Consider the following 19,808-nt stretch of genomic DNA (forward strand, 5'->3'; position numbering starts at 1 on the left):
TTGCGCCGACTCTCAATAGCGCTCAGGTGTTTTGCAGCACAAAAGGGCCGATGAACTGGCTCCATAAAAAAAACAATGTCGAGGAAAATTTGATGCGCATCGTTCCCCACATCCTGGGCGCAGCCATTGCTGCCGCTCTGATCAGCACGCCAGTTTTCGCCGCCGAACTCACCGGCACCCTGAAGAAGATCAAAGAGTCCGGCACCATCACCCTGGGCCATCGCGACGCTTCCATTCCGTTTTCCTACATTGCAGACGCTTCCGGCAAACCGGTCGGCTACTCCCACGACATCCAGTTGAAAGTCGTCGAAGCGTTGAAAAAAGACCTCGACATGCCGAACCTCCAGGTCAAGTACAACCTGGTGACCTCGCAGACCCGTATCCCGCTAGTGCAGAACGGCACCGTGGACCTCGAGTGCGGTTCCACCACCAACAACGTCGAGCGTCAGCAGCAAGTTGACTTCTCCGTTGGCATCTTCGAAATCGGTACTCGCCTGCTGTCCAAGGCAGACTCCAAGTACAAGGATTTCCCTGACCTGGCCGGCAAGAACGTCGTGACCACCGCCGGCACCACGTCCGAGCGCATCCTCAAGGCGATGAACGCCGACAAGCAGATGGGCATGAACGTCATCTCCGCCAAAGACCACGGCGAGTCGTTCCAGATGCTGGAAACCGGCCGTGCAGTGGCTTTCATGATGGACGACGCCCTGCTGGCCGGTGAAGCCGCCAAGGCCAAGAAGGCAAGCGACTGGGCCGTGACCGGCACTCCACAGTCCTACGAAATCTACGGCTGCATGGTGCGCAAAGGCGACGAGCCGTTCAAAAAGGCTGTGGATGACGCCATCAAGGCCACCTACGCATCGGGCGAGATCAACAAGATCTACGAAAAATGGTTCATGCAACCAATCCCGCCAAAAGGCCTGAACCTGAACTTCCCGATGAGCGACGAACTCAAGGCCCTGATCGCCAAACCGACTGATAAAGCGGCTGACGACAAGAAGTCCTGATTTCTGACTAACCTTATCTCCTGAGAGGGCCCTGGCCCTTTCAGGAGGTGGTCACTTCCTGCTGGCATTTTTTGGAAACACTCGAACCGGTGGCTGTCGAGCCGGGGGCGTGTGCCTGATCGAAGTGGCCTGTACGGTTAGTTCGTTAGCTCAAATTCGGATGCCAGAAGTTCATAGCCAAGGCGCTGTGACGAGTCATAGCCCGCTATGGCGAGGAACAGCAACGAAGGATATGGACTTCTGGTGCCGAAGTTGAGCTAACAGAACTGACCACACAGGCCACCTGGGTCGGGCGGGAACGGAGCTTCCCCCAAGCGGGCACTTGTACATCGATTGAACTGAGGGGAGACCCTAATGAATTACAACTGGGACTGGGGCGTGTTCTTCAAGTCCACCGGCGTGGGCAGCGAAACCTATTTCGACTGGTACGTGACCGGCCTGGGCTGGACCATCGGCATCGCTATCGCGGCCTGGATCATCGCCCTGACATTGGGCTCGGTCCTGGGCGTCATGCGTACCGTGCCGAATCGCATCGTATCGGGCATCGCCACCTGCTACGTCGAACTCTTCCGTAACGTGCCGCTGCTGGTTCAGCTGTTCATCTGGTACTTCCTGGTACCCGACCTGCTGCCGGCGGACCTGCAAGAGTGGTACAAGCAGGATCTGAACCCGACCACCTCGGCCTTCCTCAGCGTCGTCGTGTGCCTGGGCCTGTTCACCACCGCCCGGGTTTGCGAACAGGTGCGCACCGGTATCCAGGCCCTGCCAAAAGGCCAGGAATCCGCGGCCCGCGCCATGGGTTTCAAGCTGCCGCAGATCTACTGGAACGTGCTGCTGCCCCAGGCCTACCGGATCATCATTCCGCCGCTTACCTCGGAATTCCTGAACGTCTTCAAGAACACCTCCGTGGCCTCGCTGATCGGCTTGATGGAATTGCTCGCGCAGACCAAACAGACCGCCGAGTTCTCCGCCAACCTGTTCGAAGCCTTTACCCTGGCAACGCTGATCTACTTCACCCTGAACATGAGCCTGATGTTGCTGATGCGCCTGGTCGAGAAGAAAGTCGCCGTACCGGGCCTGATCTCCGTAGGGGGTAAATGATGGAATTCGACTTCTCGGGCATCATCCCGTCCCTGCCGGGCCTGTGGAACGGCATGATCATGACCCTCAAGCTGATGGCCATGGGCGTGATCGGCGGCATCATCCTCGGCACCATCCTGGCGCTGTGCCGTCTGTCGCACAACAAACTGCTGTCGAACCTGGCCGGCGCCTACGTCAACTACTTCCGCTCGATCCCGCTGCTGCTGGTGATCACCTGGTTCTACCTGGCGGTACCGTTCGTGCTGCGCTGGATCACCGGCGAAGACACGCCGATCGGCGCATTCGCCTCCTGCATCGTGGCGTTCATGATGTTCGAAGCGGCGTACTTCTGCGAAATCGTCCGTGCCGGTGTGCAGTCGATTCCAAAAGGCCAGATGGGCGCTGCCCAGGCGCTGGGCATGACTTACGGGCAGATGATGCGCCTGATCATCCTGCCGCAAGCGTTCCGCAAGATGACACCGCTGCTGCTGCAGCAGAGCATCATCCTGTTTCAGGACACCTCGCTGGTCTACGCCGTCGGCCTGGTGGACTTCCTCAATGCTTCGCGCGCCAGTGGCGACATCATTGGCCGCTCCAATGAGTTCCTGATTTTCGCGGGTCTCGTGTACTTCACCATCAGCTTTGCCGCCTCGCAGCTGGTCAAGCGTCTGCAAAAAAGGTTCGCCGTATGATCTCTATCAAAAGCATCAACAAGTGGTATGGGGACTTCCAGGTACTGACTGATTGCAGCACCGAGGTCAAAAAAGGCGAAGTGATCGTGGTGTGCGGGCCATCCGGTTCCGGCAAATCGACCCTGATCAAGTGCGTCAACGCCCTGGAACCGTTCCAGAAAGGCGACATCGTGGTCGACGGCACCTCCATCGCCGATCCGAAGACCAACCTGCCGAAACTGCGTTCCCGCGTGGGCATGGTGTTCCAGCACTTCGAGCTGTTCCCGCACCTGACCATCACCGAAAACCTGACCATCGCGCAGATCAAGGTGTTGGGCCGCAGCAAGGAAGAAGCCACCAAGAAAGGCCTGCAACTGCTCGAACGCGTCGGTCTCTCGGCCCACGCCCACAAGCATCCGGGCCAACTGTCCGGTGGTCAGCAGCAGCGTGTGGCGATTGCCCGTGCGTTGGCGATGGACCCGATCGTCATGCTGTTCGACGAACCGACCTCGGCGCTCGACCCGGAAATGGTCAACGAAGTGCTCGACGTGATGGTGCAACTGGCCCACGAAGGCATGACCATGATGTGCGTGACCCACGAAATGGGTTTCGCCCGTAAAGTGGCCGACCGGGTGATCTTCATGGACGCCGGCAAGATCATCGAAGACTGCAAGAAAGAAGAGTTCTTCGGTGACATCAACGCCCGTGCCGATCGCACGCAGCACTTCCTCAACAAGATTCTGCAGCACTAAGAAAGACGGTAACTGGATTGCCCTTGTGGCGAGGGAGCTTGCTCCCGCTGGGTCGCGCAGCGGCCCAAAAACCTGAAAATGCATTGTGTCTGACACACCGCATTTATCGGTTTTACGACTGCTTCGCAGCCGAGCGGGAGCAAGCTCCCTCGCCACAGGTTCCGCGTTCGGCAGGAAACCAGAGCAAGCCCGTTGCCATGCTGGTTGACCCAAGGCATCTGTGATGAAATGCGACCCCACTCTTTATCGCGCAGCGTCGCCATCACTCGCCGTGAAACCCCGTCTGGTTCGTCATTTGTTCCTGCCGCCGCTGATCATCGCCATGATGATCGGCCTGGGCTTTATCGGCTTCTGGATCAGTGAACACTACGGCATCCGCAGCCTCAGCGAAAACGGCCAGCGCCAGCTGGAACTGCACGCCCGCGCCGTCGAAAGCGAAATCAGCAAATACACCTACCTGCCCAGCCTGCTGGAACTCGAAACCAGCGTTTCGCAGTTGCTGGCCGACCCGACTCCGGAACACCGGCAGACGGTCAACGATTACCTCGAAGGCCTGAACCGGCGCAGCCGCAGTCGGGCCATCTACGTGATGGACACCACCGGCCGCGTCATGGCCACCAGCAACTGGCGCGATGTCGACAGTTACCTGGGTGAAGACCTGTCCTTCCGTGCCTATTTCCAGAACGCCGTGCGCGGTCAGCCCGGACGCTTCTACGGCATCGGCAGTACCAATGGCGAACCCGGTTACTACCTGGCCCATGGCCTGGAAGAACACGGCAAGATCATCGGCGTCGCCGTGGTCAAGGTCCGCTTGGAAGCCATGGAAGAACGCTGGCAACGGGCACGCCTGGAAGCCTTCGTCAGCGATGAAAACGGCATCATCATTCTGTCCAGCGATCCGGCGCGGCGCTTGAAATCGGTGGTGCCGCTGAGCGAAGAAACCAAGGAAAAACTCGCCCGCAGCCTGCAGTACTACTGGTTCCCCCTCAATGAACTGCAGCCGCTGGCCCGGGAAACCCTGTCCGAAGGCGTGGAGAAACTCACGTTCCCGGCCAACAGCGAACTGGTGTCCGACGATGAAAACATCAGCTACCTGGCGCAAACCCGGCCGTTGAGCGATACGCCGTGGAATTTCACCCTGCTCACGCCGCTGCAGGATCTGCGCCGCGAAGCGATCAATCAGGGGATTCTGGTGGCCGTGGCGTTTGCCCTCTTCGCCTTCCTGTTGATCGCCTGGAACGAGCGACGCAAGGTAATCGCCACCCGTCTTGCGGCCCGGGAAGCCTTGCAGGAAGCCAACAATCAGCTGGAGCGTCGGATTACCGAACGCACCACCGACCTGCGCGCCAGCAACGAACGGCTCAAGGGGCAGATTCGCGAACGCCGGCTCGCCGAAGAGACGTTGCGCCGCGCCCAGGATGAACTGGTACAGGCCGGAAAACTCGCGGCCATCGGCCAGATGTCCACCAGCATCGCCCACGAACTGAACCAGCCGCTGGCGGCGCTGCGCACCTTGTCCGGCAATACCGTACGCTTCCTCGAGCGCGGCCAGCTCGACGTGGCCAGCACCAACCTCAAGACCATCAACGAACTGATCGACCGCATGGGCCGGATCACCGCCAGCCTGCGCTCGTTTGCCCGGCGCGGGGACGACAAGGGTCAGGCCTGCCTCGGCAAAGGCGTGGACGCCGCCTTGCAATTGCTCGGCGGCCGGGTGGAAAACATTCACCTGCAACTGCACCGCGATTTCACCGATGTGCAGGTGCAGATCGACCAGACCCGCCTGGAGCAGATTCTGGTCAACCTGATTGGCAACGCCCTCGACGCCATGCAAGCGCAGCCGCAACCCGAGCTGTGGCTCGAAGGCGAAGCGTTCGATGGCAAATACCGCCTGCGCGTACGTGACAACGGCCACGGCATCGACGCCGAAGCGCGCAAGCACCTGTTCGAACCGTTCTTCACCACCAAACCCGGCGAACAGGGCCTGGGCCTGGGCCTGACCCTGTCCGCCAGCCTGGCCGCCGCCACCGGCGGTCATCTGGGTGTCGAGCACCCGGCCAGCGGTGGTACCGCATTCGTCCTCAGTTTACCGTTGGTAAGCCCCACTCCCGCCGAGCCAATATGAACAACGACCTTAGTGTATTGATCGTCGAAGACGACCCCCATGTGCTGCTCGGCTGCCAACAGGCGCTGACCCTGGAAGACATTCCCTGCATTGGCGTGGGCAGCGCCGAAGAAGCCCTGGAGCGGGTCGGCGACAACTTCGCCGGCATTGTCGTCAGCGACATTCGCCTGCCGGGCATCGATGGCCTGGAACTGCTGACACGACTCAAGGAGCGTGATCGCAGCTTGCCGGTGGTGCTGATTACCGGCCACGGCGACATTTCCATGGCCGTCGGCGCGATGCAGAAAGGCGCCTACGACTTCATGGAAAAGCCGTTCTCCCCAGAGCGTCTGGTGGATGTCGCCCGCCGCGCCCTGGAGCAACGTAGCCTGGCGCGGGAAGTCTCGTCGTTGCGTCGGCAACTGGCCGAGCGTGATTCCCTCGAAGGACGGATCATCGGTCGCTCGCCGGCCATGCAGAACCTGCGGGAACTGATCGCCAACGTTGCCGATACCTCGGCCAATGTGCTGATCGAAGGCGAGACCGGCACCGGCAAGGAATTGGTTGCGCGTTGCCTGCACGATTTCAGTCGGCGGCACACCAAGCAGTTCGTCGCCTTGAACTGCGGTGGCCTGCCGGAGAACCTGTTCGAAAGTGAAATATTCGGCCACGAAGCCAACGCCTTTACCGGCGCAGGCAAACGGCGGATCGGCAAGATCGAACACGCCGACGGCGGCACGCTGTTCCTCGACGAAGTGGAAAGCATGCCCCTGCCCTTGCAGATCAAATTGTTGCGGGTATTACAGGAACGCACCCTCGAGCGCCTCGGTTCGAACCAGAGCGTAGCGGTGGATTGCCGCGTCATCGCAGCGACCAAATCCGACCTCGCCGAGTCAAGCAAGGCCGGCGAGTTCCGCAGCGACCTGTATTACCGCCTCAACGTGGTGACCCTGGAACTGCCGCCGCTGCGTGAGCGCCGCGAGGACATCCTGCAACTGTTCGAACACTTTTTGCAGCAATCGTCCCTACGCTTCGACCGCACGGTGCCGGAACTGGACAACCAGACCGTTTCGAACCTGATGAGCCACGACTGGCCGGGTAACGTGCGTGAACTGCGCAACGTTGCCGAGCGCTTTGCCCTGGGCCTGCCGGCGTTCAAGAAAACCGGTGCCGGCGCCAGCAATCAGGGCTTGGCCTTTGCCGAAGCGGTGGAAGCGTTCGAGCGCAACCTGCTCAGCGACGCCTTGCAACGCAGCGGCGGCAACCTGACACAGGCCAGCCAGGAACTGGGCATGGCCAAAACCACGCTGTTCGACAAGGTAAAGAAGTACGGGTTGAGCCACTGATGGACCATGCATTCTCCTGTGTGCGAGCTTGCTCGCGATAGCGCCGGGTCAGTCGATATCATCGTTGGCTGAAACACCGCTTTCGCGAGCAGGCTCGCTCCTACAGGTGATCGGGGGTTAGAGGAGATTGCGATCGGCCACAGGCTCGATCTGCGCCCAGTGCGAAGTGTCTTCACGGTGCTCGCGCAAGTACGGCAACACCGCCGCCAGTAATGGCGCCTTGAACGCCTCCTGGAAACGATGGGCCAGGCCCGGAATCAGGATCAACTGACTGCCACGCAGATGCGCCGCCAGATGCACCCCGTGCATCACCGGCAGCAGCGGGTCGGCCGTGCCATGCACCACCAGCGCCGGCACCCGCAACTGGTTGAGCAGGGTCACCCGGCTCGGTTCGGCGAGAATGGCCATGATCTGGCGTTTCACGCCCTCGGGATTGAACGCCCGGTCATAGGACAGTGCCGCCTGATGCAGCAGCGCCTGACGATCATCGGTGACCATCGGGCTGCCCAGCGCCGCCAGCAAGTCGGCCTGTTGCTCCAGGGCCACTTCGCGGTTCGGTGCGCCGCGCCGGGCCAACAACTGCACCAGCGCCGCACTCGGCGCCGGCAAGCCTTCGGCGCCGGAGGAGGTCATGATCAGGGTCAGGCTCTCGACCCTTTGCGGTGCCATGGCCGCCATGTGCTGGGCGATCATCCCGCCCATGCTGGCGCCCAACACGTGGAATTGGTCGATGTGCAAGGCGTCCATCAAGCCCAGGCCATCCTCGGCCATGTCGGTCAGCGAATACGGTGACGACACTGGCAATCCGAGTTTGTAGCGCAGCACTTCGAAGGTCAGGTTGGCTTCAGCCGGTGCTTGCCGCCAGGTCGACAGGCCGACATCGCGGTTGTCATAGCGGATCACCCGGAACCCCTGCTGGCATAGGGCAACCACCACCTCGTCCGGCCAGTGAATCAACTGCCCGCCCAGGCCCATCACCAGCAGCAATGCCGGATCCGACGCACGGCCGATGCTCTGGTACGCCAGGCTTACCTGGGCCAGATCCACCCGTTCGGTAGGAACATTGACGTCACAACGCGAAGCCGCCAGGGACGGCAGGCCGAACAACAGCGCGGCCAACAATACGATTCGTGAAAGGAATGAAGCACCCATGAAAAAACACCAAAACGCAGAACCCCAGTAGAGCGCGAGTCTGATGAAGTTTGTTCAAGCGCGCTGCCACAGTTCCATGACAGTTTGATGAAGAGTGCCGAGCGGTCATCAGGCGTCAAATTCGGCCTCGCGATAACTATGTACCACCCGCCCTTTTGACGACTGCCTCCTAATGCCCGTACCGCCGGCACGGCCCGGCCTTCTGGAGATTCATCGTCATGGTTGACGAAACCACCCCCCTAACGGCCGATTTCGGCCTTGTCTTTCCTTTGCCCGCAAACCCGGATCAAAGCCTGACCCTGAGCGCCTCGGAACGCTGGAATGAATGCTGTGAACAGTGGCGGGCGCTTATGGCGCAAAACCCGCAGTCGCCGCTCGCCAGCACTTGGTGGAATGCCCGTGCGCGCGGTACGGATCAGTCGCGCAAGGCACAGGCCAACCGCTTGTACCGTCAGCATTTCGAGGCATCGAGCCAATGGGCTTTTGCCCAGGGCATTCTGCAAACCGAACAGATCGAGACATTACAGGCGATCCTCGACCCACCCGTGCAGACAGCAACGCCTGCCACTCCACGGGTTTACGTCGAGCAAATGCAGTTCATGGATGACATAGGCCTGTCAGTCAAGCTATCGGGCGCCTTGGTCATCACCCGGGACACGAAGCAACCGGTCGCTCAACTGCTGTACTTGCCTTCCCGGCCATCCGCCTGGATGACCTTTGAGAACCGTGTCGATATGGAAAGCTGGCTGATCGAACATCAGCCGCAGATGTTCGACCAACCCCGGCTACCGCCAGGCACCCTCAGGGTCGAGTACACAGCGCTTGAGCAGAAGGTGCTGCAGACCAGCGCCGAATCCCTGTGGTCGCGCTTGCACGTCGCACCTGAGGACCGGTCGCGTAACGAATCGATCCTGGCCCTGCCCGCCGACCTGCTGGAGGTGGATACCAACGACGACGGTGTCCTGTTCGGCCAGTTGAGCCCCGATATTCCACTGGGCATCCGTCACCAGGCACTGGCGCAACAGCGCACGGCACTGGATACCTTGTTGGGCGAGAACTTTCAGGGTGATCACACTGACCCGCGCCTGCAACGCCTGCAACAGCAAATGGACGCCCTCACGACGGCCGAGCAGGCCAGCACCCGCGCTGCAACCGCGCTGCTGCACAGCGACAGTGCGCAGAAAATGCTGGAATTGCGCCACAAAAACCGTCCGCACTACGCCACCCTTTACCAGGCACGCCTGGACGGCCTGCGCGCCGAAGCCGAGCTGCAATTGAGCCTGAGCCAGATCAGCCACGAGGAACATCAATGGCTGACCAGCGTGCTGGATGCACCGGATCAACCACCCCCGGACGGAGTGGTGGTAGCGCGCCTGGTGTTGTCGATGACGGACACTGAAGGTGACACCACCGGCACACAATCCCGGGAACTGGACGGTGTATTACTGTTCTCCCGGCCGTCGGCCTTGCTGCCGTCCTCGACCGAGAGCCTGCTGCTCTACTGGCCCGGACGCTTCGGTGGCCTGCAACGGTTCGCGTCTCGACAGGCTCTGGAACAGACGCTGTTCAAACTTTCGGCCAATGTCGGCAGTCAAGCGCTGCATATCCTGCCACTGACTGCGAACCCGTTCGAATACGCCTTGCAGAATCAGCTTCACAGCTGTGAACAACAAGTGGCCCGGCTGCTGACCGCCAACCCGGTTCCATCTCGCGCCAGTCAACGCGAGACGGAACTGGAAAAGCTGCGCGAACAGACCCTCGCCGGCCTGACAGTTTCTGTCCCCGCAGCCCGTGAACTGGCTCATCAGCACATTGTCGAGCAAGTTCACAGCAGTGCGCTGGCCGCACGTTTGCCGGCGTGGCACAGCGCCTTGCCCGCCGCACAACGTGAGCGGATCAAGACGCTGTTCAAGTCCTACATCAAGGCCATGAATCGCTCCCATGAGTGGCTGGAGCGCGAGTTGCCGCCCCGCGACACCTTCAGCAAAAAGGCCATTGATGCCCACCTGCGCCAGGCGTTCGGCCTGACCCGAAACGTTGACGTGCGACTGGACGTGCCTGACTCCACTGCCTGGCGCAAGGTCGTCACCGAGGGGGCGGCACCGGGGACACCCCAGGAAAACGTGCTGGTGGCCAGCCAGCAAAGCAGCAAGTTGTCCCTCGGCGACCTGGCGCAAAGCAACATTGATCAGGCGATGTCGTGGCGACTGTCGTTCATGCAAGTGGAGATCAGCGGCGGCGACGCGACGGATCAACAGAAGCTGAAAACCGGCATCACCCCGGCCTGGCTGCGCAAGATGGTCACCGAACTGGACCTGGCCGGACAGTATGAAACGTTGATTCGTGAAACCTTCCTCGGCACCTCGACCGCTCCGGCCTTCAGCAATGAATACCGCCACGAATGCCTGAGCGAACCATGGCGCCTGATGCTGCGCCTGCAAGGCGAGTTCGCCGTGCTCGCCAAAGATATCAATGCCGATGGCCAACAGGTCCTGGAGATCGCCATCGATGCCAGCAGCCGTGAAGCCTTCAGCGCCCATGGCCAACGCATCGAACTGCTGCCGACGCACCTGACAGTAGGCGGCATCGACACCCCTGGCCAGGGGTCGAGCACCCTGTCCGGTGTGACCTTCATTGTCGAGCGGATCAGTGGCCTGACCCTGCTCTACCTGCCGGACAGCCCGGACGGTGTGTTTATGCGCCAGTTCGACAGCCTTGAGCAGGCGCGGATACGGCTATTCAACGATTGCCTGCGCAGCTCGATGGTCACCTATCTCGCCGGACGGGCCTTGACCGGAGAGTTCGCCCATCACGTCAGCCGAATCAACGAGGCGAGAGTGAGAAACTTCGACGGCCTGATCGGCGTCGGTACGCCTTGGCCATCCAGCACCTCCCTGGCGGCGCATCTGCTGAACGTGCACATGGGCCGCTTGCTCGAAGCCCATCGGATGACATCGCGCTCCAACGATGCCTTGTACCTGGAGCAAGTCGCCCTGAAGTCCGGCGCGATGTTCAACTACCTGAAAATGGCCGTGGGCATGCTGCCTTTCGTCGGTGCGACCATTGCCCTGTACGACGCTTGGAACAGCGCCAACCTGGCGGTGGCGGCCTTCCTGCGCGGTGATGTCGGTCATGGCCTGGCCGAGGTGGAAGCGGTGCTGTTGTCGCTGATCGATGCGGCCATGGACATTCTCCCGGGTGCCAGCGCTGCGCCCGTTGCGGCCCGCGCCGTCACGCGCAATCGTCAGTGGCGGGCGCTGGGCAAAAGCCCGCGCGCCTTGCAGGTATCGACGCGACATCAGGCACGACGTGCCCTGGAACGCTTCAACGGTTACGAATATGAAAAGCCGATTTCCCTCGCGGGCCTGCAACCGGGCACCGAAGGCATTTATCGCAACGTGTATCGCCACACTGACGGCCATTTTATGGTCAGCCAGGGGCGAATCTATCGCATCGAGCTGGAAGGCAAACCACCCCGCTGGCGCTTGAGCGGCACCAGCAGCCGGACCTACAAACAGCCGGTTGCCCTGGATGAGTCCGGCCACTGGAACACCCACTACGCGGTGTACGGCGCCGTGATCGAAGGCGGCGGCGTGGGGGGTGGCGCGGTGCTTGGGCACATGGCCGATGGATTGGACCCGCTCTGGCCGGTCGCCATTCGCCGCTGGCTGCCACGCTGGTGGACGGATCGGGCCTTGCGTCGGCAGTTGACCCTGACTAATAGCGCCGACGCCTACTCGCGACGGCTTGATACCCAGACCCGCAGCAGCAACGTCACGCTGGAGCACTACTTCGGCCTCGAACCCCGGCAGCGCCCGACCCTTCGCGCCCGTGCCGATATCACCTGCGCGAACGATATCGACCTTGCCCAGGCCCAATACCTGAATCTCGATGAGCTGATGCTGTACAGCCATGGCCGCAAACGCGTGCAGATCGAGGATATTCAAAGCCGCTGCGCCTGGATCATCGTCGACCGTTCGTTACGGCGGATCGCCCTGGTCAAGGAACGGCTGCTGGAGCACCTCGACCGTATCGATCAGTTGATCGCCCGTTCAGACACCACACCGGTCACCGATACCGCCGCGCACTTGCAGCTCATGGCGCAGCGCAAGGAAGTCCGCAAAGGCTTTCTCAAAGACTTCGATCAGCTCCATACGACGGTCGAGGAAGCCAATCGATGGAACCGCCGGATCACCAACCGGATGCAAAAATCGAAGATGGCGCAGGACATGACGACCGTGAATGAAAAATTCAGCGACGCCAATCACTTCTACCTGAAAACGGCACATACCCTGGAAATCATCACCCATTATGACGCGGTAACCGACCTGTCCTGGATGTACTTCCACACGCAATTGAAAACAGCCCGCAACAAGGTCGGCCGCGTGTTACTGACACAACATCACCTGCCCCAGGTGAGCGCCACCGTCAGTCAGCGCAACAAAGTCCTCGAAGACTGCCTGGCCGCCTATAGCGAGTTCCGCCGTCAGTTGGGCGCCTGGACCATCGGCTATTCGCAGCACCTGGATCTGGAGCAAGTCAGCGCATTTCTGGACAATCTGGACAGGGTCGAAGACTTCGCGCGCAATGCCATCAAGACCCGCCCGTCAGTGGTTCCCAAGGAAGGACGGCCCGGGCAGCAGTTGTTCGAGACCGAAGACAACCAGTTGTTGATCGGCATCGCCAGCACCGACGCAGTCACCCGGCAAAAGCGCTTCACCATTGAAGGTGTCGATGGCCGTACGGAAACCTGGCTGCCCCGCTCCACCGGTAAATATCACCTCAGTGAACCAGCTGTCTCCGCGCAACCGATGCTGCCGACCGATGTCAGGCCGCTGCTGACAGAGGCCGGAAAAAGGCTGGGGGCTGCGGACGCCTATACCAACAAAGTCAAAGGCTATGCGCAGCAAAACATGCTGCCCGTCGACCTGGAACACATGATGAGCAGCGAAGCGGCGGAGTTGACCCTGCGCGCCCAGGCCATCGAACGGTTGTCCCCCGCCGAGACCATAGCGCTGCAATTGCGCAATCGCGCGGATGAGATGTTGCGCACGGGGCGCACCCTGCGCATCGATCAAAGCATGAACAGCAAAACCCCGACCGAAGGTTATCTGGACTATCTGCTAGAACAGCAAGTGGTGGATATCCGCAAGGAAGGCGGTTTGCGCGACCTGGGCAAACGCGCAGACGGACGACGGGATTTCCTCCAGGAGTACGAGGTGCGCGACCTGCGCAGCGAACCGGCGCAAACCCTATGGTACGCACACTTCCATTACACCTCGGCCAAGCCTCAGTTCAGCGACTTCGTCAAAGGCCATCTGAAACGGCCGGAACAACGCAACCTGGGCCTGCAATGGCAGAAGGACGTGGCCGCCAGTGGCGGTACGATCGAGGCGATCTGGCGCGGCGACATCGGCAAACCGCTGGGCAACAAACACTTTTCCACGCTGTGAAGCAGCAACGGCGGGGCACGCAATGTGCTCCGCCGTACTTGTGGTCGACAGCGGCACCAACATGAGACAAACTCAACCTTTTCGATTTATCGACAAGTTTTCCTCATGGAGCCCCCGGTGCTTGAAATCCGTCACCTCAAGACCCTGCACGCCCTGCGCGAAGCCGACAGCCTGGTGGATGCAGCCGATCGCCTGCACCTGACCCAGTCAGCCCTGTCCCACCAGTTCAAAGAGCTGGAGGAGCGCATGGGCATGCAGCTGTTCGTGCGCAAGACCAAACCGGTGCGCTTCACCAGCGCCGGTTTGCGCCTGCTGCAACTGGCCGACGCCACCCTGCCGCTGCTGCGCGCCGCCGAACGCGACATCAGTCGCCTGGCCGGTGGCACCGCCGGTCGTCTGCACATGGCCATCGAGTGCCACAGTTGCTTCCAGTGGCTGATGCCGACCATCGACCAGTTCCGCGACGCCTGGCCAGAGGTCGAGCTGGACCTGGCCTCGGGGTTCTCCTTCGCACCGCTGCCGGCCCTGGCCCGTGGCGATCTGGACCTGGTGGTGACCTCCGATCCGGTGGATCTGGCCGGGATCACCTATGTCCCGCTGTTCACTTATGAAGCGATGCTCGCGGTGGCCAACCAGCACCGCCTGGCCAGCAAGGCCTATATCGTCCCCGAAGACTTGCTCCCGGAAACCCTGATCACCTACCCGGTGGAACGGGACCGACTGGACATCTTCACCCGCTTCCTCGAACCCGCCGACATCGAGCCGGCCCAGGTCCGCACCTCGGAACTGACGGTGATGATGATGCAACTGGTGGCCAGCGGTCGCGGCGTGTGCGGCATGCCCCATTGGGCACTGCATGAATACAGCTCGCGGGGCTATGTGAAAGCCAAGCGGCTGGGGGAGAAAGGTTTGTTCGCCACACTGTATGCGGCAATCCGCGCCGACATGCTTGATGCGCCGTACATGCGCGACTTCTTGCTGACGGCCAAGGACACGTCGTTTTCGACGCTGGATGGGGTTAGTGCAGTTCGCTGAGAAGCCAGATGCTGTCCACTGTGGCGAGGGAGCTTGCTCCCGCTCGGCTGCGCAGCAGTCGTAAATGTTCTTGAGTGTTGACTGAAAGTCCGTGGCGGATGGTATCGGGACTGCTTCGCAGTCCAACGGGAGCAAGCTCCCTCGCCACAAATACCGGCTCCTACAGGGGGATCTGCGGTGATTTCAGAGCTCGCGCCACATGTGGATCTTGTCGAAGTAATCCTCTTCCACCCGCACGGCCATCGGTTCCAGGCCGAACTGGACGAAACCGCAGCGCTGGTAGAGGTTGAACGCGGCATCGTTGCCGGCGGTGACGGTCAACTGGATCAGGCGCAAACCCCCATGGTTCCGCGCCTCGGCCAATGCCGCCTGAATCAGTTGATGGCCGAGCCCGCGCTGGCGGACCGTCGGTGAAACATACATGCCAAACAGCGTCACCTTGTGCCGGGCCTTTTCCCGAGGCTCGAGCGCAAGGCCGACGATGCCGGCCAACCGGCCTTCTTCGAACGCCCCGAGTACCACGTCCAGCTTGCCGCTCAGGCGCGACTCCCACCAGCTCAGCGGCATCGCCGCCCGCTCACGCACGCTCGATGTGAAGGCCTGCGGGTGCAGGTCGTAGGCTTCGAGCATCAGCGCCCGGTAGTCCAGGGCATGGCTGGCATCCAGTCGTTCGATCCACATCCTCAGACCATCCGTTTTTGCTCAAGCATCAGCCGCAGCGCCAGCGCCGACAACACGAAGCCCATGAAATAGCGCTGCATCGCCAGCCAGGTCGGATTGCTGACGAACCACGAGGCGATGCCCGCGGCAAACATGGCGATCAGCAGGTTGACGCAGAAACTGACGCTGATCTGGGTCAGGCCGAGGATGATGCTCTGGCTGAACACCGAACCGTGCTCCGGCGTGATGAACTGCGGAAATACCGACAGATAGAACAAGGCGATTTTCGGGTTCAGGGCGCTGGTCAGAAAGCCCATGGTGATCAGCTTGCGCGACGAATCCGGGGGCAACTGCTGCGCCTCGAACGGCGAACGCGCACCGGGTTTGACCGCCTGCCAGGCCAGCCACAACAGGTACAGCGCACCGGCCCACTTCAACACCTCATAGGCCATCGGCACCGCCAGGAACACCGCGGTCAAACCGGCGGCGGCAGCGAACAAATGCACGAAAAAACCCGCAACCACCCCAAGCAGCGAGATCACCCCGGCCTTGCGCCCCTGGCAGATCGACCGGGAGATCAGGTAAATCATGTTCGGCCCCGGCGTCAGTACCATCAGCAACGCGGCAGCAGCAAAAATCAGCAGGTCTTGAAGCGGGATCATGGGCGAAGTCCTTTGCGTGATGATCAGGCGATCGCGGTCAGCGATGCTCGATAAAACGGCAGGATCAGGTCCCGTGTCAATGGCGCCAGGCTGACATCGCCATCGGTGGCCGGGTCGATCCAGATTACTTCTTCGATCTCTGCCTCCGGGGTGACATCTGAATCTATGTTCAGCTGAAAAAGCTCGGCATGTACGACAAAACCCGGCTCGTTGGCGGCCGGTGCCGAGAAGTGACCGAGGTAAACGGCCTGCGCCGGGTCGATATCCAGACCCAGCTCTTCTTCCAGCTCCCGGGCCAGGGCGTGGACCGGCAATTCATGGGGCTCGATCTTGCCACCCGGCTGCATGAACGCCGTGGTGCCGCGCTTGCGCACCAGCAACGTGCGGCCGTCAGGGCCGATCAACAGGGCGGCGGCGATGCGGATTGTCCCGGAGGTTGGCGAGGAGTACGTCGACATAAACAAAAGGCCTTTGACTCAAAAACGCTAAGGATCACATGTCCGCCGCTCGTGAGCAAAGGCCTCAGGTTCAGGCAGAAAGGCTTATGCAGCTTCCTGGAAATCCATCTCCGGCGGCTGCCGACGGAAACCGCCGGTCAACACTGCCAGGTACACCACGCCAATCGCCAGCCAGCTCAACCCCAGGTACACCGCCAGATGATCGAGGCTGACCATCAGCCACAAATCCGCTGCCAGGCCGATGAACGGGAACAGCAGGAACAGCACGAACTCACGCGGGCCTTTTTTCTCGCCACCGATCCAGTAATGGAAAATCACCGACAGGTTGACCAGGCTGAAGGCCAGGAACGCGCCGAAGTTGATGAACGAGGTCGAGGTGGTGACGTCCAGTTTCAGTGCCAGCAACGCCACCACCGCGCACAGCAGGATGCTGTTGATCGGCGTGCCGAAGCGTTCGTGCAAGGTGCCGAAAAACGCTTTCGGCAACACGCCGTCGCGACCCATGGCGTACAGCAGCCGCGAACCGCTGGCCTGGGCCGACAACCCCGAGGCGAATTGGCCGACGATCAGGCCGATCAGGAAGATCGACACGAACAGGTCGCCACCGATGTTGCGGGCAATTTCATAGGCCGCCGAGTCGACGTTGTCGAACTGGAACGACGGATGAGCAATCTGCACGAAGTACGACACGCCGACGAAAATCAGCCCGCCGATCAAGGTGATCAGCATGATCGCCCGGGGAATGGTGCGGCGTGGATCGCGGGTTTCTTCGGTCAGGGTGCTGACCGCGTCGAAGCCCAGGAACGAGTAGCAGGCGATGGCCGCGCCGCTCATGATCAGCGGCATCTGCATGTCGCCGTTGAAAAATGGTTTGATCGACCACAACGGCGTGCTCGCATCACCGCCGACGTAATGCACGCACAACGCGACGAAGGCGATCAGCACCAGGAACTGCACCAGCATCAGCAAGGCGTTGATGCCGTTGGCCAGTTTCAGGCCGACGATGTTGATCGCGCTGGTGATGCCGATGAACGCCAGCACCCAGATCCACTGCGGCACCGCCGGGAATGCGGAGTTGAGGTAGGCCGCGCCGATCAGCCAGATCGCCATGGGCAGGAACAGGTAGTCGAGCAGCACTGCCCAACCGGCGATGAACCCGAGTTTCGGGCTGATGGCCTTGCGCACATAGCTGTAGGCCGAGCCGGCCACCGGGAATGCCGAGGCCATGCGCCCGTAGCTCATGGCGGTGAAGAACATCGCCACCAGCGCCGCGAGGTACGCGGCCGGCACCATGCCGGCGGTGGATTGGGCGAGGATGCCAAAGGTGCCGAGCACAATGATCGGCGTCATGTAGGCGATGCCAAACAGCACCACCGACCCCAGTGACAGGGTGCGTTGCAAACGAGCCATGAGCGACTACTCCGAATTTTATTGGATTTATGGCAGAGCCGAGTTCGGCGCAAATTACGGGTGTTGCGTTGTTGTTCTTGGGTCAGGCAGGTGTGTTGTCCGGGAGGACCTCATCGCGAGCAGGCTCGCTCCTACAGGGTTTTGTGTCGGTTACAAAATCTGAATCCACTGCAGATCCCTGTGGGAGCGAGCCTGCTCGCGATGGCGTCATCCTGGTCGACAAGAAATCAGGATCAGCGCACAGGAATCAGCAGCTCCCGCAATCCGGACGCATGCTCAACTACCTCCCCCGGCAACTTCAGCCGCTGATCATCCAGATAGCGATAATCCTGGCGCGCCGTCGTCAGTTGGTTCAGGTCCAGTTCAACGGCAAACTGCCCTTCCTCGCGTCCGGCTTCGAATAACAGGGTGCCCAGCGGATCAACCAGTGCACTGCCGCCGGCGAACAGCAGATTGTCATCGCCGGTTTCCACACGGTTGACCATCAGCGCAAACGCCTGGTTTTCCTGGGCCCGGGCCATGATCGCGGTGCGATGGGTCGGGCCGTACGGGTCCATGTTGCCGTTGGTGACGATCAGCAGCTCGGCGCCCAGTTGGGCCAGGGCGCGGGCGCTTTCGGGGAATTCGATGTCGTAGCAGATCAGCAGGCCCACGCGCACGCCGTTCCACAGGCAGGTGGCGTAGCGATCGCCCGCCTCGTAGACACCGCGATCCGAGGCCCACAAGTGAGTCTTGCGGTACTTCAGCGCGATGCCTTCGGGGGTGATCAGCAACGTGGTGTTGTAGAAACGGCCGTTGTCGTTCTCGGCCATGCCGATGGCCACGGCAATATTGCGCTGGCGGGCGGCGGCGATCACCGCACTGACGGACGGGCCGTCCAGCGCCTCGGCCACCTCGGCCACGGACTCGGCCGAAGGGAAGCCCATCAAGTGGCCTTCGGGGAACAGGATCAGCTGCGTGTCGGCTGCGCACGCAGCCATCGCCGCCAGGGTGCGTTCGAGGTTGTAAGCCGTATCGTTGTCACGGCCTGCCAGTTGGGCGAGTTCGACCTTCATGGGTATTCCTTGTTATGGGCCGGACGGCAGAAAGATTGCCCGGTCGGTGTCTGTGCGCCAGTATGCGCAGCAAGCAACCGGGCGGGGAATTACGCCGCTGGGGTAACACGATAGGGGTAGATGCATGACACTCTCGTTGGACGACATCGCCTGGCACCGCTCGGTGGGGCAACTGATCGACGCCCTGGACAAGCCCAACTTCTGGACCCAGCTTGTGCGCTTGCTGGACCAGTACGTGCCCTTCGACAGCTGGGTGGCGCTGCTTTTCAGCGCCGATCAGCGCCCCCAGGTGTTCGCCGAATGCCCCGGCGAGGACGGCAGCCCCGACCAGTTGTTCCAGGATTACCTGCGCGGCCTGTACCTGCTCGACCCCTTCTACATCGCCTGCCGCGAGCAGTCGCGCACCGGGCTGTATCGCCTGTCGGAGGTGGCCCCGGAGCACTTCGAGCTGACCGAGTATTACCAGCGCTACTTTCGTCTGAATGTGGTGGCCGACGAAATCCAGTTCAATTGTCAGCTCGAAGGCGACCGCACGCTGTGCCTGTCCCTGGGCAGCACCCAGCGCTTCAGCGGCCAGCAGATCGCCTTGTTGTCGTTGATCCAGCCGTGGGTGCTCGGTTTGTTGCGCCAGCGTCTACCCTATGAAATCAACGAAGTCGTGGCCCTGGCCCCCGCACCGCCGCAAGCCGACTGGCGGGTACAGCTGGAGGCCTCTGTGCAGCAACTCAAAGGCGCGCAGTTGACCGCCCGGGAGCTGGATGTCGGGCGCTTGATGCTTAGCGGTTGCTCCAGTAAAGAAATCGCCCGTAAGCTGGAAATTTCTGCCGAAACCGTGAAAGTCCACAAGAAACACATGTACAGCAAGCTGGGGATCAAATCCCAGTCCGAGCTGTTTTCGATTTTTCTCCAGGCACAAAATGCCTGACAGCTTTTCTGTAGGAGCGAGCCTGCTCGCGATAGCGG

At 61.2% G+C, this 19,808-nt stretch carries 15 protein-coding genes; 9 read left to right on the forward strand and 6 right to left on the reverse strand.

Features of this window, described 5'->3' with window-relative positions; all coding sequences use genetic code 11:
• The first annotated feature begins 92 nt into the window (after window positions 1-92).
• The 6 genes from KGB07_RS22735 to KGB07_RS22760 all read left to right on the forward strand — a co-directional run bounded on the left by KGB07_RS22735 (window position 93) and on the right by KGB07_RS22760 (window position 6,960).
• Complete coding sequence (locus KGB07_RS22735; RefSeq protein WP_046041277.1) at window positions 93-1,007, forward strand: glutamate/aspartate ABC transporter substrate-binding protein; 915 nt, start codon at window positions 93-95, stop codon at window positions 1,005-1,007.
• A gap of 354 nt (window positions 1,008-1,361) precedes the next feature.
• Window positions 1,362-2,108: an amino acid ABC transporter permease gene (locus tag KGB07_RS22740; protein ID WP_046041041.1), complete on the forward strand. Its 747-nt coding sequence runs from the start codon at window positions 1,362-1,364 to the stop codon at window positions 2,106-2,108.
• On the forward strand, window positions 2,108-2,779 hold the full coding sequence (locus KGB07_RS22745; protein ID WP_223466639.1) for an amino acid ABC transporter permease: 672 nt from the start codon (window positions 2,108-2,110) through the stop codon (window positions 2,777-2,779). Before KGB07_RS22740 ends, KGB07_RS22745 begins: the two co-directional genes overlap by 1 nt.
• A complete protein-coding gene (locus tag KGB07_RS22750; protein WP_007985725.1) occupies window positions 2,776-3,510 on the forward strand; it encodes an amino acid ABC transporter ATP-binding protein in 735 nt (244 codons plus the stop codon). The genes KGB07_RS22745 and KGB07_RS22750 overlap by 4 nt, the downstream gene beginning before the upstream one ends.
• 223 nt (window positions 3,511-3,733) lie before the next feature.
• On the forward strand, window positions 3,734-5,635 hold the full coding sequence (locus tag KGB07_RS22755) for a sensor histidine kinase (RefSeq protein WP_046041038.1): 1,902 nt from the start codon (window positions 3,734-3,736) through the stop codon (window positions 5,633-5,635).
• The gene (locus KGB07_RS22760) at window positions 5,632-6,960 is read left to right on the forward strand and encodes a sigma-54-dependent transcriptional regulator (protein ID WP_046041037.1); all 1,329 of its coding nucleotides are present in this window, start codon (window positions 5,632-5,634) and stop codon (window positions 6,958-6,960) included. The genes KGB07_RS22755 and KGB07_RS22760 overlap by 4 nt, the downstream gene beginning before the upstream one ends.
• 117 nt (window positions 6,961-7,077) lie before the next feature.
• On the opposite strand, the gene KGB07_RS22765 is transcribed toward KGB07_RS22760, so the two are convergent.
• The gene (locus tag KGB07_RS22765) at window positions 7,078-8,112 is read right to left on the reverse strand and encodes an alpha/beta fold hydrolase (RefSeq protein ID WP_046041035.1); all 1,035 of its coding nucleotides are present in this window, start codon (window positions 8,110-8,112) and stop codon (window positions 7,078-7,080) included.
• 218 nt (window positions 8,113-8,330) lie between these two features.
• Between KGB07_RS22765 and KGB07_RS22770 the strand changes: the two genes are divergently transcribed.
• The gene (locus tag KGB07_RS22770) at window positions 8,331-13,565 is read left to right on the forward strand and encodes a dermonecrotic toxin domain-containing protein (protein WP_223466587.1); all 5,235 of its coding nucleotides are present in this window, start codon (window positions 8,331-8,333) and stop codon (window positions 13,563-13,565) included.
• A 117-nt stretch (window positions 13,566-13,682) separates the two neighbouring features.
• Window positions 13,683-14,600, forward strand: coding sequence for a transcriptional regulator MetR (metR, locus tag KGB07_RS22775; RefSeq protein ID WP_046041032.1), 918 nt, complete (start codon window positions 13,683-13,685; stop codon window positions 14,598-14,600).
• Between the two features lie 183 nt (window positions 14,601-14,783).
• Here metR and KGB07_RS22780 read toward each other — a convergent pair whose 3' ends face one another.
• The 5 genes from KGB07_RS22780 to KGB07_RS22800 form a co-directional block, all read right to left on the reverse strand.
• On the reverse strand, window positions 14,784-15,281 hold the full coding sequence (locus KGB07_RS22780) for a GNAT family N-acetyltransferase (protein ID WP_046041030.1): 498 nt from the start codon (window positions 15,279-15,281) through the stop codon (window positions 14,784-14,786).
• A gap of 2 nt (window positions 15,282-15,283) precedes the next feature.
• On the reverse strand, window positions 15,284-15,922 hold the full coding sequence (locus KGB07_RS22785; RefSeq protein WP_223466589.1) for a LysE family translocator: 639 nt from the start codon (window positions 15,920-15,922) through the stop codon (window positions 15,284-15,286).
• Window positions 15,923-15,945: 23 nt separating this feature from the next.
• On the reverse strand, window positions 15,946-16,380 hold the full coding sequence (locus tag KGB07_RS22790) for an NUDIX hydrolase (protein ID WP_223466590.1): 435 nt from the start codon (window positions 16,378-16,380) through the stop codon (window positions 15,946-15,948).
• 84 nt (window positions 16,381-16,464) lie between these two features.
• Entirely contained in the window at window positions 16,465-17,790 is a 1,326-nt protein-coding gene (locus KGB07_RS22795; RefSeq protein WP_046041027.1) for an APC family permease, read from the reverse strand.
• 233 nt (window positions 17,791-18,023) lie between these two features.
• Window positions 18,024-18,845 carry a carbon-nitrogen hydrolase family protein gene (locus tag KGB07_RS22800; protein ID WP_046041025.1) on the reverse strand — a complete coding sequence of 274 codons (822 nt, stop codon included), beginning with the start codon at window positions 18,843-18,845 and terminating at the stop codon, window positions 18,024-18,026.
• 124 nt (window positions 18,846-18,969) lie between these two features.
• Here KGB07_RS22800 and KGB07_RS22805 point away from each other — a divergent pair, with 124 nt between their 5' ends.
• A complete protein-coding gene (locus KGB07_RS22805) occupies window positions 18,970-19,770 on the forward strand; it encodes a helix-turn-helix transcriptional regulator (RefSeq protein WP_046041024.1) in 801 nt (266 codons plus the stop codon).
• Window positions 19,771-19,808 lie beyond the last annotated feature (38 nt).

It is taken from the genome of Pseudomonas sp. GL-RE-26 (genome assembly GCF_019956275.1).
GTDB lineage: Bacteria > Pseudomonadota > Gammaproteobacteria > Pseudomonadales > Pseudomonadaceae > Aquipseudomonas > Aquipseudomonas grandcourensis.